General features: G+C 62.2%; 12 protein-coding genes. 7 read left to right on the forward strand and 5 right to left on the reverse strand.

Annotated elements, in window-relative coordinates:
- Positions 1 to 203: 203 nt before the first annotated feature.
- The 5 genes from V7773_RS19380 to ppx all read left to right on the forward strand — a co-directional run bounded on the left by V7773_RS19380 (position 204) and on the right by ppx (position 4811).
- Complete coding sequence (locus V7773_RS19380; RefSeq protein ID WP_014340791.1) at positions 204 to 989, forward strand: transporter substrate-binding domain-containing protein; 786 nt, start codon at positions 204 to 206, stop codon at positions 987 to 989.
- 21 nt (positions 990 to 1010) lie between these two features.
- Positions 1011 to 1691, forward strand: a complete 681-nt coding sequence (locus V7773_RS19385; protein WP_336074588.1) for an amino acid ABC transporter permease — start codon at positions 1011 to 1013, stop codon at positions 1689 to 1691.
- The gene (locus V7773_RS19390; protein ID WP_003206735.1) at positions 1688 to 2338 is read left to right on the forward strand and encodes an amino acid ABC transporter permease; all 651 of its coding nucleotides are present in this window, start codon (positions 1688 to 1690) and stop codon (positions 2336 to 2338) included. Before V7773_RS19385 ends, V7773_RS19390 begins: the two co-directional genes overlap by 4 nt.
- The gene (locus V7773_RS19395) at positions 2325 to 3059 is read left to right on the forward strand and encodes an amino acid ABC transporter ATP-binding protein (protein WP_253470315.1); all 735 of its coding nucleotides are present in this window, start codon (positions 2325 to 2327) and stop codon (positions 3057 to 3059) included. Before V7773_RS19390 ends, V7773_RS19395 begins: the two co-directional genes overlap by 14 nt.
- Positions 3060 to 3308: 249 nt before the next feature.
- Positions 3309 to 4811 carry an exopolyphosphatase gene (gene ppx / locus V7773_RS19400; RefSeq protein WP_336074592.1) on the forward strand — a complete coding sequence of 501 codons (1503 nt, stop codon included), beginning with the start codon at positions 3309 to 3311 and terminating at the stop codon, positions 4809 to 4811.
- 147 nt (positions 4812 to 4958) lie between these two features.
- On the opposite strand, the gene ppk1 is transcribed toward ppx, so the two are convergent.
- Positions 4959 to 7175 (reverse strand): polyphosphate kinase 1, encoded by a 2217-nt coding sequence (ppk1, locus tag V7773_RS19405; RefSeq protein ID WP_063323856.1) that lies wholly within the window; start codon positions 7173 to 7175, stop codon positions 4959 to 4961.
- A gap of 17 nt (positions 7176 to 7192) precedes the next feature.
- Positions 7193 to 8206, reverse strand: coding sequence for a porphobilinogen synthase (gene hemB / locus V7773_RS19410; protein ID WP_336074594.1), 1014 nt, complete (start codon positions 8204 to 8206; stop codon positions 7193 to 7195).
- A 205-nt stretch (positions 8207 to 8411) separates the two neighbouring features.
- Between hemB and V7773_RS19415 the strand changes: the two genes are divergently transcribed.
- The gene (locus V7773_RS19415; RefSeq protein WP_003206742.1) at positions 8412 to 9035 is read left to right on the forward strand and encodes a DedA family protein; all 624 of its coding nucleotides are present in this window, start codon (positions 8412 to 8414) and stop codon (positions 9033 to 9035) included.
- Here V7773_RS19415 and V7773_RS19420 read toward each other — a convergent pair.
- Entirely contained in the window at positions 9016 to 10251 is a 1236-nt protein-coding gene (locus tag V7773_RS19420; protein ID WP_336074596.1) for a sterol desaturase family protein, read from the reverse strand. The two genes, V7773_RS19415 and V7773_RS19420, sit on opposite strands and share 20 nt — an antisense overlap.
- A 123-nt stretch (positions 10252 to 10374) precedes the next feature.
- Here V7773_RS19420 and elbB point away from each other — a divergent pair, with 123 nt between their 5' ends.
- Complete coding sequence (gene elbB / locus V7773_RS19425; RefSeq protein ID WP_063323853.1) at positions 10375 to 11043, forward strand: isoprenoid biosynthesis glyoxalase ElbB; 669 nt, start codon at positions 10375 to 10377, stop codon at positions 11041 to 11043.
- A 54-nt stretch (positions 11044 to 11097) separates the two neighbouring features.
- On the opposite strand, the gene V7773_RS19430 is transcribed toward elbB, so the two are convergent.
- Together V7773_RS19430 and V7773_RS19435 are read right to left on the reverse strand one after the other, a co-directional pair.
- Positions 11098 to 11553 carry a YaiI/YqxD family protein gene (locus tag V7773_RS19430; protein ID WP_063323852.1) on the reverse strand — a complete coding sequence of 152 codons (456 nt, stop codon included), beginning with the start codon at positions 11551 to 11553 and terminating at the stop codon, positions 11098 to 11100.
- 109 nt (positions 11554 to 11662) lie between these two features.
- Entirely contained in the window at positions 11663 to 13561 is a 1899-nt protein-coding gene (locus tag V7773_RS19435; RefSeq protein ID WP_336074598.1) for a cytochrome c/FTR1 family iron permease, read from the reverse strand.
- Positions 13562 to 13866 lie beyond the last annotated feature (305 nt).

A 13866-nucleotide genomic window follows, 5' to 3' on the forward strand; every position in this document is an offset into this window, starting at 1 on the left:
CGCGCCCGGCAAGTCGTGCCCCAGCAGGGTTCGGCGACAAATGCCGACGCCCGATAACGGTGCGAAAAACGCCGCGACTGTTCAGACCAGTAAGACCGCTCCCCGCCAGCAAAACCGTGGGTTGGGCCGCTGAAAAGTCGCCTTGGCATGGCCTGTGCTCTGTCCGAACGCAGAAATCACATCACCGATTGCGGAGATTCGCCATGATTCAGCGTTGCAGCGCCCTGCTCACAGCTCTGTTTGCCAGCCTGATGCTCTGTCAGCTACCCGCCCACGCCGATGGCCTGGAAGACGTGGTCAAGCGTGGCACCCTCAAGGTCGCCGTGCCCCAGGACTTCCCGCCATTCGGTTCGGTAGGCCCGGACATGAAACCCCGCGGCCTGGACATCGACACCGCAAAACTGCTCGCCGACCAGCTCAAGGTCAAACTTGAACTGACGCCGGTCAACAGCACCAACCGCATCCCCTTCCTGACCACCGGCAAGGTCGACCTGGTGATTTCCAGCCTGGGCAAGAATCCGGAGCGGGAAAAGGTCATCGACTTCTCCAGCGCCTACGCGCCGTTCTACCTGGCCGTGTTCGGTCCGCCTGACGCCGCCATCAACAACCTGGACGACCTCAAGGGCAAGACCATCAGCGTCACCCGTGGCGCCATCGAAGACATCGAACTGACCAAGGTCGCCCCCGAAGGCACCACTATCAAGCGCTTCGAAGACAACAACTCGACCATCGCCGCCTACCTGGCCGGTCAGGTGGACCTGATCGCCAGTGGCAACGTCGTGATGGTCGCCATCAGCGAACGCAACCCCAAGCGTGTTCCGGCCCTGAAGGTGAAACTCAAGGACTCGCCGGTGTACGTGGGCGTGAACAAGAACGAGCCGGCGCTGCTGGACAAGGTCAACCAGATCCTCGCCACCGCCAAGACCGATGGCAGCCTGGAAAAAAATTCCCAGACCTGGCTCAAGCAGCCGCTGCCGGCCGATCTCTGACCGTCGCTTGAGAGGCTGAGCATGGCTTATCAGTTCGATTTTCTGCCGGTGGTGCAAAACACCGAGCTGCTGTTGCGCGGCGCGCTGTTCACCCTGGAACTGACGGCCATCGGTACGTTGCTCGGGGTCAGCCTAGGCATCGTCGGGGCCGTGGTGCGGGCCTGGAACATTCGCCCGTTCGCGGCGATCTTCGGAGTGTACGTGGAGTTGATCCGCAACACGCCGTTCCTGGTGCAGCTGTTTTTCATCTTCTTCGGTTTGCCGTCCCTGGGCCTGCAGATTTCCGAATGGCAGGCGGCGGTGCTAGCGATGGTGATCAACCTCGGCGCCTATTCCACCGAGATCATCCGCGCCGGCATCCAGGCCATCCCACGAGGGCAACTGGAAGCCGCCGCGGCCCTGGCGATGAGCCGCTTCGAGGCCTTCCGTCATGTGGTGCTGCTGCCGGCGCTGGGCAAGGTCTGGCCGGCGTTGAGCAGCCAGATCATCATCGTGATGCTCGGCTCGGCGGTGTGTTCGCAAATCGCCACCGAAGAGTTGAGCTTTGCCGCCAACTTCATCCAGTCACGTAACTTCCGCGCCTTCGAAACCTATGCGCTGACCACGCTCATTTACTTGTGCATGGCGCTGTTGATCCGCCAGTTCCTCAACTGGGTGGGCCGCCGCTGCCTGTACAAGAGCAGCAACGGGAGCCGCCCATGAGCGATTTCACTTTCTGGGACGTGGTGCGCAACCTGCTCACCGGCCTGCAATGGACCCTGGCGCTGTCGCTGGTGGCGTTTATCGGTGGCGGCGTGATCGGTTTGCTGATCATGGTGTTGCGCATCTCCAAGAGCGCCCTGCCCCGCAACATCGCCCGGACCTACATTGAGCTGTTCCAAGGCACACCGCTGTTGATGCAGCTGTTCCTGGTGTTCTTCGGCGTGGCCCTGGCCGGGGTGGAGATTTCCCCCTGGATGGCGGCGGCGATTGCCTTGACGCTGTTTACCAGCGCCTACCTGGCAGAGATCTGGCGCGGTTGTGTCGACTCGATTTCCCACGGCCAGTGGGAAGCCTCGGCGAGCCTGGCCCTCAACCCGCTGGAGCAGTTGCGCTACGTCATCCTGCCCCAGGCCCTGCGCATCGCCGTGGCGCCGACCGTGGGCTTTTCGGTGCAAGTGGTCAAGGGCACGGCCGTGACGTCGATCATTGGCTTTACCGAACTGACCAAGACCGGCGGCATGCTCGCCAATGCCACGTTCGAGCCGTTCATGGTCTATGGCCTGGTCGCCCTCGGTTATTTCCTGCTCTGCTACCCCTTGTCCCTCAGTGCGCGCTACCTGGAAAGGAGACTGCATGCCTCTGCTTAGAATTACCGCCCTGCATAAATACTACGGCGATCATCACGTGCTCAAAGGCATCGACCTGAGTGTCGAGGAAGGCCAGGTGGTGGCGATCATCGGCCGCAGCGGCTCGGGCAAATCCACCTTGCTGCGCACTCTCAATGGCCTGGAATCGATCAATGATGGCGTGATCGAAGTCGACGGCGAATACCTCGATGCGGCCCGCGCCGACCTGCGCAGCCTGCGGCAGAAAGTCGGGATGGTGTTCCAGCAGTTCAACCTGTTCCCGCACCTGACGGTCGGCGAGAACGTGATGCTCGCGCCGCAAGTTGTTCAAAAAGTGCCCAAGGCCAAGGCGGCCGTGCTGGCGCGGCAGATGCTGGAACGGGTCGGGCTTGGGGAGAAATTCGATGCCTTCCCGGACCGCTTGTCCGGTGGTCAGCAACAGCGGGTGGCGATCGCCCGGGCGCTGGCGATGTCGCCGAAAGTGCTGCTGTGCGACGAAATCACCTCGGCCCTGGACCCGGAGCTGGTCAATGAAGTGCTCAGCGTGGTGCGGCAGTTGGCCAAGGAAGGCATGACGCTGATCATGGTCACCCACGAAATGCGTTTTGCCCGGGAGGTCGGCGACAAACTGGTGTTCATGCACCAGGGCAAGGTGCATGAAGTGGGCGATCCCAAGGTGTTGTTTGCCAATCCGCAGACGGCGGAGCTGGCGAACTTTATCGGGACCGTCGAGCCAGCCTGATTTTCTCAGCCGAAGAGCTCTTGTGGCGAGGGAGCTTGCTCCCGCTCGGCTGCGCAGCAGTCGTGAAACCGGCCAGCCGAGTTTTCCTGATGGACCGCGTTGAATGGCTTTGGGGCCGCTTCGCAGCCCAGCGGGAGCAAGCTCCCTCGCCACGGGAACTGCTCTGGCTCAAGGGTTTGGTTCAGGTGCGTTGGCGTAGGCGGTCGATCGTGGCAGGATGGCAAGGTTATCGACCGAGACTTTTTGACCATGCCGCCATCCCAAGCCAAGAATCTGTCCCTGATCGCCGCCATAGACCTGGGCTCCAACAGTTTCCACATGGTCGTCGCCAAGGCCCAGAACGGGGAAATCCGCATTCTTGAGCGGCTCGGCGAGAAGGTCCAACTGGCCGCCGGCATCGACGAAGAACGCCATCTGAGCGAAGAATCCATCCAGCGCGGGCTTGACTGCCTCAAGCGGTTTGCCCAACTGATCAACGGTATGCCCTTGGGCGCGGTGCGGATCGTGGGCACCAACGCCCTGCGCGAGGCGCGCAACCGTGGCGAGTTCATCCGCCGTGCTGAAGAAATCCTCGGGCATCCGGTAGAAGTCATTTCCGGCCGTGAAGAGGCTCGCCTGATCTATCTGGGCGTTTCCCATACCTTGGCCGACACCCCAGGCAAGCGCCTGGTGGCGGACATCGGTGGCGGCAGTACCGAATTCATCATCGGCCAGCGCTTCGAACCGCTGCTGCGCGAAAGCCTGCAGATGGGCTGCGTGAGCTACACCCAGCGTTATTTCCGCGACGGCAAGATCACCCCGGCCCGCTATGCCCAGGCCTATACGGCGGCGCGCCTGGAGATCATGAGCATCGAGCACGCCCTGCACCGCCTGACGTGGGATGAAGCCATTGGCTCCTCGGGCACCATTCGCGCCATTGGCCTGGCCCTCAAGGCCGGCGGGCATGGCACCGGCGAGGTCAATGCCGAGGGCCTGGCCTGGCTCAAGCGCCGGGTGTTCAAGCTCGGCGATGCCGACAAGATCGACTTCGAAGGCATCAAGCCCGACCGCCGGGCGATTTTCCCCGCGGGTCTGGCGATCCTCGAGGCGATTTTCGACGCCCTCGAACTGCACCGCATGGACCACTGTGAAGGCGCCCTGCGCGAAGGCGTGTTGTATGACCTACTGGGGCGTCATCATCACGAAGACGTGCGCGAGCGCACCCTGGGCTCGCTCATGGAGCGTTATCACGTCGACCTGGAGCAGGCCGCACGGGTCGAACGCAAGGCGCTGCATGCCTTCGACCAGGTGGCCGATGACTGGGACTTGAACGACGGGGTCTGGCGCGAATTGCTGGGCTGGGCCGCCAAGGTCCATGAAGTGGGCCTGGACATCGCCCACTATCACTACCACAAGCATGGCGCCTACCTGATCGAGCATTCGGACCTGGCGGGGTTTTCCCGGGAAGACCAGCAAATGCTCGCGCTATTGGTGCGCGGCCACCGACGCAATATTCCCAAGGATAAGTTTGCCGAGTTCGGCGATGACGGCATCAAGCTGATTCGCCTGTGCGTGCTGCTGCGCTTCGCGATCCTGTTCCATCACATCCGTGGCACCCAGGAAATGCCCCAGGTGGCCCTGCATGCCGACGGCGATCAACTGGATGTGATGTTCCCCGAGGGCTGGCTGGAAGAAAACCAGCTGACCCAGGCCGACTTCGCCCAGGAGGCCGAATGGCTCACCCGGGTCGGGATTGTGCTGAACATTCACTAAGCCCCGCCACAACCCAGATCCCTGTGGCGAGGGAGCTTGCTCCCGCTGGGCTGCGAAGCGGCCCCAAGTCTTGGGAGGGCTTCGCCCTCCAGCGGGAGCAAGCTCCCTCGCCACAAAAAGCCGAGCCTGCCCCCCTCCACCGATTTTTTAACGAACCGCCAACACCGGGCTGCTCAAGCGCTCCAGCAACGTCGCCTGGGCACTGCGTGGGTTCTGGTTGCCGGTCGGGGTGTTGCGGATGTAGCGACCATCCGACTGCAGGCTCCAGCTGTGGGTGTTGTCGGTGAGGTAGCTTTCCAGCTCCTTCTTGACCCGCAGGATCAGCTTCTTGCCTTCCACCGGGAAGCAGGTCTCGACCCGCTTGTCGAGGTTGCGCTCCATCCAGTCGGCACTGGACAGGAACATCTGCTCCTCACCGCCGTTGAGGAAGTAGAACACCCGCGTATGCTCCAGGAAGCGCCCGATGATCGAGCGTACATGGATGTTGTGGGACACCCCCGCAATGCCCGGCCGCAGGCAGCACATGCCACGCACCACCAGGTCGATGCGCACGCCCGACTGGCTGGCCTTGTACAACGCACGAATGATCTTCGGGTCGGTTAGCGAGTTGAACTTGGCAATGATATGGGCCGGTTTGCCGTCCAAGGCGAACTGCGTTTCCCGGGCGATCATGTCGAGCATGCCCTTTTTCAGGGTGAACGGCGCATGCAGCAGTTTCTTCATGCGCAGGGTCTTGCCCATGCCGATCAACTGGCTGAACAGCTTACCGACGTCTTCGCACAAGGCATCGTCAGAGGTCAGCAGGCTGTAGTCGGTGTACAGGCGGGCGTTGGCAGCGTGGTAGTTGCCGGTGCCCAAGTGGGCGTAGCGCACGATCTCACCGGCTTCACGGCGCAGGATGAGCATCATCTTGGCGTGGGTCTTGAAGCCGACTACGCCATAGATCACCACCGCACCCGCCGCCTGCAGGCGGCTGGCCAGTTGCAGGTTGGATTCCTCGTCGAAGCGCGCGCGCAACTCGATCACTGCCGTGACTTCCTTGCCGTTTCGCGCCGCGTCCACCAGGGCATCGACGATTTCCGAGTTGGCGCCGCTGCGGTACAGGGTCTGGCGCACCGCCAGGACGTGGGGATCCTTGGCGGCCTGGCGCAGCAGGTCGACCACCGGTGTGAACGACTCGAACGGGTGCAGCAGCAGGATGTCCTGCTTGCTGATCACGCTGAAAATGTTCTCGCTGTTTTGCAGCAGTTTCGGGATCTGCGGCGTGAACGGCAGATATTGCAGCTCCGGATGGCTGTCCAGGCCGGTGATGCTGAACAGTCGGGTCAGGTTGACCGGGCCGTTGACCTGGTACAACTCGGTCTCATGCAGGTTGAACTGCTTGAGCAGGTAGTCGGACAGGTGTTTCGGGCAGGTATCGGCCACCTCCAGGCGCACCGCATCACCGTAGCGACGGGAGAACAGCTCGCCGCGCAGGGCGCGGGCCAGGTCTTCGACGTCCTCGGTGTCCACCGACAGGTCGGCGTTGCGCGTCAAGCGGAACTGGTAGCAACCTTTCACCTTCATGCCCTGGAACAAGTCATCGGCATGGGCGTGGATCATCGACGACAGGAACACATAATTGTCGCCAGGGCCACCGACGTCTTCCGGCACGCGGATGATCCGCGGCAGCAGACGTGGCGCCGGAATGATCGCCAGGCCGGAATCGCGACCGAAGGCGTCGATGCCCTCCAGTTCGACGATGAAGTTCAGGCTCTTGTTGACCAGCAGCGGGAACGGGTGCGTCGGATCGAGACCGATCGGCGTGATGATCGGTGCGATCTCGTCGCGGAAATAGCGGCGCACCCAGGTCTTGATCTTGGTGTTCCAGTAGCGCCGGCGGATGAAGCGCACCTGGTGCTTTTCCAGCTCCGGCAACAGGATATCGTTGAGAATCGCGTATTGCCGGTCCACATGGCCGTGGACCAGCTCGCTGATGCGCGCCAGGGCCTGGTGCGGTTGCAGGCCGTCGGCACCGGCCTGTTCACGGGCGAAGGTGATCTGCTTCTTCAGCCCGGCGACGCGGATTTCGAAAAACTCATCCAGGTTGCTGGAAAAGATCAGCAGGAACTTCAACCGCTCCAGCAGCGGGTAGGACTCGTCCAGCGCCTGCTCCAGCACGCGGATGTTGAACTGCAGTTGCGACAGCTCCCGATGGATGTACAGGCTGCTGTCATCCAGGTTGGGAATCACAATCGCCGGGGCCGGTGCGGGCTCGACGACAGCTGGGGCAGCAGGCTCCAGCGTCGGCGGTGTCTCGGCAATCTGCTCGACCACGGGTTGAGCGTCTTTTACGGCAACTTCGGAGAGTCCTTCGGTATTCATCGCAAGTTCCTGGGAGGCTATTTCTGCTCTCGTAACAATTGGGCGGCGCGCACGGCAAAGTAAGTCAGGATGCCATCAGCCCCTGCGCGCTTGAAAGCGGTCAAGGACTCCAGGATCACCCCTTCGCTCAACCAGCCGTTCTGGATCGCGGCCATGTGCATCGCGTACTCGCCGCTGACCTGATAAACAAAGGTCGGCACTTTGAATTCGTCTTTGACCCGGCAAAGAATGTCGAGGTAGGGCATGCCAGGCTTGACCATGACCATGTCTGCCCCTTCTGACAAGTCAGCCGCCACTTCGTGCAAGGCTTCCTGACTGTTGGCCGGGTCCATCTGATAAGAGGCCTTGTTGGCCTTGCCCAGGTTCAGGGCCGAGCCGACCGCGTCGCGGAACGGACCGTAATAGGCGCTGGCGTACTTGGCCGAGTAGGCCATGATCCGCACGTTGACGTGACCGGCTACCTCGAGGGCTTCGCGGATCGCCTGGATGCGCCCGTCCATCATGTCCGACGGCGCCACGACCTGGGCGCCGGCCTCGGCGTGGGACAGGGCCTGCCTGACCAGTGCATCGACGGTAATGTCGTTCTGCACGTAGCCTTCTTCATCGAGGATACCGTCCTGCCCGTGGGTGGTGAACGGGTCCAGCGCCACGTCGGTGATCACCCCCAGCTCCGGGAAGCGCGCGCGCAAGGCGCGGGTCGCGCGCTGGGCGATGCCTTCCGGGTTCCAGGCTTCGGCGGCGTCCAGGGACTTGAGTGTCGGCGGCGTGACCGGGAACAGCGCCAGCGCCGGAATGCCCAGTTCGACCCAGTGGGCGGCCTCTTCGAGCAGCAGGTCGATGGTCAGGCGTTCCACCCCGGGCATCGACGCCACCGCTTCGCGACGGTTCTCACCGTCCAGCACGAATACCGGCAGGATCAGGTCATTGGTGGTCAGCACGTTTTCACGTACCAGCCGACGAGAGAACTCATCACGACGGTTGCGACGCAGGCGGGTAGCAGGGAACAGACGATTGGCGGGGGTAAAGCTCACGGCAGACTCCTGAGCCCGTGCTGACGGGCGAGCGTGACAGTTATAAGCGCCCATTATGACGAAGACATTACAGTTATGTGCACCTGCGTCCTGTCGTCGCAGTTATTGTCATTGTAGGAATTGTTCACGTCGAGACACATTTCGATACTTTCCTGAATGTGCCTGAAGGGTTAGGCTGCGCGTTCATTTCGCCAGCACCCAGACAATGCTCCAACAATTTCTGCATGACTTCGGCTACTTGGCCCTGTTTATCGGCACGTTCTTCGAAGGCGAAACTATCCTCGTGCTCGCAGGTTTCCTGGCGTTCCGTGGCTACATGGACATCAACCTGGTGGTCGTCGTAGCGTTCTGCGGCAGCTACGCGGGCGATCAGCTGTGGTATTTCCTGGGACGCAAGCACGGGCGCAAGCTGCTGGCCCGCAAGCCACGCTGGCAGTTGATGGGGGATCGGGCGCTGGAGCACATCCGCCGGCATCCGGACATCTGGGTCCTGAGCTTCCGTTTCGTCTATGGCCTGCGCACGGTGATGCCGGTGGCGATCGGTCTGTCAGGCTATCCGCCGGGTCGCTACCTGCTGCTCAACGGCATCGGTGCGGCGATCTGGGCCACGGCGTTGGCTGCGGCCGCGTACCACTTTGGCGCAGTGCTCGAAGGCATGCTGGGCAGCATCAAGAAGTATGAATTGTGGGTACTCGGCGCACTGCTGGTGCTGGGCCTGGTCTTGTGGCTGCGCCGACGCATCAAGAATGCGCGCCTGGCCAGGAAAGTCCTCGAAGCCGAGCGCCTGGAGCAAGCCAGGTCCGGCGAACCTACGACGCCAACCGAGTAAACCGGGTACGGCAGCAATATAGCCCGATGCCGCTGAGCAGGCTGTAGCTGAGCAGCCCGGCCCAGGCCACAGGGTTGGCCGGCCACAACCCGGCCAGTGGCGCCAGCCATACCAGCGGCAGGTTCGAGGCCAGCCGCAACAGCTCCAGCCGCAACGCCCACGGGCGATTCTCCAGGGCCACGCCCAACACGAACAGACCGAACGCCACCGCGCCCCAACCCAGCATCAGGGCGACGACCGGCAGGCTGGCTTCAAGGTTCATCAGATAACTGCCCAAGGCGATGTAGGCGCAGAACTGCAGCCCCACGTACCACTGCTGGCGAACATCCAACGGCACGTCGAATTTGCGGAACTGGCTCAAGTCCGACTTGTTCAGCGGGTACCTGGCCGCGACGTCCGCCGGACGCCAACCGGTGGGCATGAACCAGATCCGCAGCTTGTCCCACCAACGCCCGGCCCGCCTGGCATCGGCCCACAGCTGCGCATAAAACTGCAGGTTGGCCCACAACGGATTCCAGCTCTCCAGCGGCGTGGTCACGCCGAAAATCACTGGTTCGTTGACGTCTTCTTCCTGGAAGGTGCCAAACAGACGGTCCCAAATAATGAACACCCCGCCGTAGTTGCGATCCATGTAGAGAGGGTTCTGTGCATGGTGGGCACGATGATTGGACGGCGTCACGAAGCACCACTCCAGCCAGCCGAGCTTGGGAATGTGCTGGGTGTGGACCCAAAACTGGTACAGCAGATTCAACGCCGCAACGCTGACGAAGACCACCAGTGGCACACCCAATACGGCGAGCGGGACGTAGAAGATCCAGCTCAACAGGAACCCGGTACTGGTCTGGCGCAACGCCGTGGAAAGATTGTAGTCCTCGCTCTGGTGGTGCACCGAATGAGCGGCCCAGAGGATGTTGCGTTCATGGCCCATGCGGTGCAGCCAGTAGTAGCAGAAGTCGTAGAGCACAAAGGCAACCACCCAGGTCCAGACCCGGTCGGCAGGCAGCTCGATGACAGCCAGGTGTTTCAACGCAAAGGCATAGGTCACCAGCCCCACGCCTTTGGTCAAAAGGCCCGTTGTGGTCGACAGCACGCCGGTGCTCAAGCTGTTGATCGCGTCGGCCACTCGGTAGTGGCTCACGCCCCGCCAGCGATCGGCCAGCAACTCGACGGCGATCAGCACGAAGAAGAACGGCACGGCATACAGGATGAAGTTCATGACGCAACCCGGACATGCAAGGCAGGGAGATAGTCGGCAGATTAGGTGTAGCTGCCCGATCCCCCTATGGCAACGAGTGACAAATTAGTAGACATTTAACGCCATGAATCTGGAGAAAAGCCCATGAGCAAAAAAATTGCAGTGATCCTTTCCGGCTGTGGCGTCTATGACGGCGCCGAGATCCACGAAAGCGTGATCACCTTGCTGCGTCTCGATCAGCGTGGGGCTCACGTCCAGTGCTTCGCCCCCAACATTGCCCAACTGCATGTGATCAATCACCTGACCGGCGAGGAAATGCCCGAGAGCCGCAACGTGTTGGTGGAATCGGCGCGGATCGCCCGGGGCAACGTGAAGGACTTGCGTGAAGCCAGGGCCGAGGATTTCGACGCCCTGATCGTACCCGGTGGTTTTGGCTCGGCGAAAAACCTCTCCAACTTTGCCGTCGAAGGCGCGGCTTGCACGGTCCAGCCAGAGGTCCTCGCGCTGACCGAGGCCTTTGCCGAGGCCGGCAAACCGGTCGGGCTGATCTGCATCTCCCCGGCCCTGGCGGCGAAAATCTACGGCCCGGGCGTGGTCTGCACCATCGGCAACGACGTCGACACTGCCGCCGCTGTGACCAAAATGGGGGGTACTCACGAAGCGTGCACCGTCACCGACATCGTTGAAGACCGAGCGCGCAAACTGGTCAGCACCCCGGCCTACATGCTGGCGCAGAACATCAGCGAGGCGGCTTCCGGCATCAACAAACTGGTGGATCGGGTGTTGGAATTGACGCACGAGAACGACGCCTGACCCCACCACCACTAACCCTGTGGGAGCTCGCTCCCACAGAGGTTTGGGCATGATTCAAGGCAATCGGGTCAGGCGCGTCAGGATCCGATCCAGGGCATTGGCAAACCCCTGCTTGTCCCGCTCGCTGTAGGCCGCCGGGCCGCCGCCCATGTGGCCCTGTTCACGCAGATCAGTGAACAGGTTGCGCACCGCCAGCCGCTCGCCCATGTTCTGGGCATCGAACTCCTTGCCGCGCGGGTCCAGGGCCGCGACGCCCTTCTTCACCAACCGGTCGGCCAAGGGCACGTCGCTGCAGATCACCAGTTCACCCGGCTCGGCGTGCTCCACCAGGTAATCGTCCGCCGCATCAGGGCCACTGGGTACCACGATCAGCTTCACACAAGCCAGGGCCGGCTTGATCTGCGGCTGACCGGCCACCAGCACCACCTCGAACCGGCGCTTCAGGGCGAACTTGACCACCAGTTCTTTCGCCGCCTTGGGACAGGCATCGGCGTCGATCCATACGCGCATTGGGGTTGCTCCTCTTTAAAATGCATCGCGAGCAAGCTCGCTCCCACAAGGACAGCCTACATCCTGTGGGAGCGAGCTTGCTCGCGATAATGAGCGCAGCGAGTGCTTTTCAGGAAACCTGGACCCGACGCTTCTCCACCACCCAACTGCGCCCATACAGCACCATGATCGCCAGAATCGCCACCACTTGAGCGGCCAGCGAATAGGCATCGGCATGAATGCCCAACCAGTCGAAGTCGAAGAACGGCACCGGATGAGTGCCGAAGATCCCGGCTTCCTGCAACGCCTTCACGCCGTGACCGGCGAATACCACCGACAGCGCGCACAACAACCCGGCGTTGATACTGAAAAACAGCGCCAGGGGCAGTTTCGCCGAGCCGCGCAGGATCACCCAGGCCAACCCCACCAACAACACCAGCGCCGTCGCGCCGCCGGCCAGCACCGCGTTGTGTCCGGCGGGGCCCGCTTGCAACCACAGGGTTTCGTAGAACAGGATCACTTCGAACAGTTCGCGATAGACCGAGAAGAACGCCAGGATCGCAAAACCAAACCGCCCCCCGCCGCCCACCAGGCTGCTCTTGATGTAGTCCTGCCAGGCCGCTGCATGGCGACGGTCATGCATCCACACACCCAGCCACAGCACCATCACACTGGCGAACAACGCCGTCGCGCCTTCAAGCAGCTCACGCTGGGCACCGCTGACGTCAATCACATACGCCGCCAGGCCCCAGGTCGCCAGGCCGGCCACCAGCGCCAGCCCCCAACCGACGTTGACGCTACGCACCGCCGACTGCTGGCCGGTGTTGCGCAGGAACGCCAGGATCGCCGCCAGCACCAGGATCGCTTCCAACCCCTCACGCAGCAGGATCAGCAACCCGGAGATAAAGCTCAGCGACCAGCTCAAGCCATCGCCACCCAGCAGGCCGGCGGACTCCTTCAACTTGGCCTTGGCCGCGTCCAGACGCTGTACGGCCTGCTCCACCGGCAAACCGTCCTGCAACGACTGACGGTAGGCCATCAGGGACTTTTCGGTGTCCTTGCGCACGTTGGCATCGACGTTGTCCAGCGAGCTTTCCACCAGCTCGAAACCTTCCAGGTAAGCCGCTACCGACAAGTCATAGGCCTGGTCGTGATCACCGGCACGGTACGCCGCGATGCTTTTATCCAGGGTGGCCGCCGTGTAGTCGAGCAACTGCGCCGGGCCACGTTGCACTTGCGGCGGCTGGGCACGCTGGGCACGGAACGTCGCCGCCGCTGCCGGGCCTTGTGCGGCGAGGACCTCGGCCGGGGTCTGGCGCGCCAAGTCAGCGAGGTTGAAGACCTGTTCGCTTTTAGCGGCGGCCGGGTCCGCGCTGAAGCTGGCGATGTAGGTCGCCAGGTCCCAGCGCTGACGGTCGTCGAGCTGATCGGCGAAGGCCGGCATATCCGTGCCTTCGATGCCCATGCCGACGGTGTTGTAGATCCCATAGAGACTCAGGCGATCCAGGCGCTGGGCGTCCCGCATGTTGGCGGGCGGCGGTTCCAAGCCGACACCGGCAGGACCGTCGCCGGCACCGTTGGCTCCGTGGCACACCGAGCAATTTTGCGCATACAGCGGCGCGCCGCGGGTGGGGTCGGGCGTGATGACCGGTGCCTGGCTGACTTCATATGCCACCGCCAGCTTGGCCCCCAGTTGCCGCGCCAGGCGCGCAACATCACCGCCGTCCTGGCGCTGGGTGATCGCCGTGCGCAGGGTGCCGATGCCTTGGACCAGCTCAGTCTTTTCTGGCTTGGCCGGCCACCCGGCAACCAACCCTTCCAGCGCTTGGGTAAATTCCAGCTGCTCGCGGTACTCCGCCTCGTCGATGACCTTGCCCGCCTCGACCGTCGCCGGGTAATCCGCCCCGATGTAATCCAACAAATGCAGCGCCTGGGGGGCACTCTCGAGGGGCTCGGCCTGCAGCGCAGTGCTGCACAAAGCAAGCAATGGCAGTACAAGCCAGGCCAGGAAACGGAACGGCACAGTCATGAATGACTCTCAGTTGGTAATAAGAAGTAACACATTGTTCACTTCCAATGGCTTCGGCTCAAGGGCGGATGTGACTTGGGAGCCGATTTTCATCGGATTTTCATGCTTTGGAGGTGATGTCACAAAAACCGCATTTAGACATTGAAAAGCCATTACATAGCCAAGCGCCATGTTTATAATCCCGCCGCCTTCTTATCATTCGATGGCATAAAAGCTCCTCTTTTTATGAGGAACCGACAGCGTACCAACGCTTGTCCGTGGGATCGCCCCAGCCCGACCCGCACACCCCGGCTGTTTCTCAGGGA

This window comes from Pseudomonas sp. 3JA (genome assembly GCF_036961705.1).
Taxonomy (GTDB): Bacteria; Pseudomonadota; Gammaproteobacteria; order Pseudomonadales; family Pseudomonadaceae; genus Aquipseudomonas; species Aquipseudomonas fluorescens_Q.

Excerpts from the sequence above, each read along its gene's own strand:
- V7773_RS19380 (WP_014340791.1), top strand. The coding sequence starts at position 204 with ATGATTCAGCGTTGCAGCGCCCTGCTCACAGCTCTGTTTGCCAGCCTG.
- V7773_RS19385 (WP_336074588.1), top strand. The coding sequence starts at position 1,011 with ATGGCTTATCAGTTCGATTTTCTGCCGGTGGTGCAAAACACCGAGCTG.
- V7773_RS19390 (WP_003206735.1), top strand. The coding sequence starts at position 1,688 with ATGAGCGATTTCACTTTCTGGGACGTGGTGCGCAACCTGCTCACCGGC.
- V7773_RS19395 (WP_253470315.1), top strand. The coding sequence starts at position 2,325 with ATGCCTCTGCTTAGAATTACCGCCCTGCATAAATACTACGGCGATCAT.
- ppx (WP_336074592.1), top strand. The coding sequence starts at position 3,309 with ATGCCGCCATCCCAAGCCAAGAATCTGTCCCTGATCGCCGCCATAGAC.
- ppk1 (WP_063323856.1), bottom strand. The coding sequence starts at position 7,175 with ATGAATACCGAAGGACTCTCCGAAGTTGCCGTAAAAGACGCTCAACCC.
- V7773_RS19415 (WP_003206742.1), top strand. The coding sequence starts at position 8,412 with ATGCTCCAACAATTTCTGCATGACTTCGGCTACTTGGCCCTGTTTATC.
- V7773_RS19420 (WP_336074596.1), bottom strand. The coding sequence starts at position 10,251 with ATGAACTTCATCCTGTATGCCGTGCCGTTCTTCTTCGTGCTGATCGCC.
- elbB (WP_063323853.1), top strand. The coding sequence starts at position 10,375 with ATGAGCAAAAAAATTGCAGTGATCCTTTCCGGCTGTGGCGTCTATGAC.
- V7773_RS19430 (WP_063323852.1), bottom strand. The coding sequence starts at position 11,553 with ATGCGCGTATGGATCGACGCCGATGCCTGTCCCAAGGCGGCGAAAGAA.
- V7773_RS19435 (WP_336074598.1), bottom strand. The coding sequence starts at position 13,561 with ATGACTGTGCCGTTCCGTTTCCTGGCCTGGCTTGTACTGCCATTGCTT.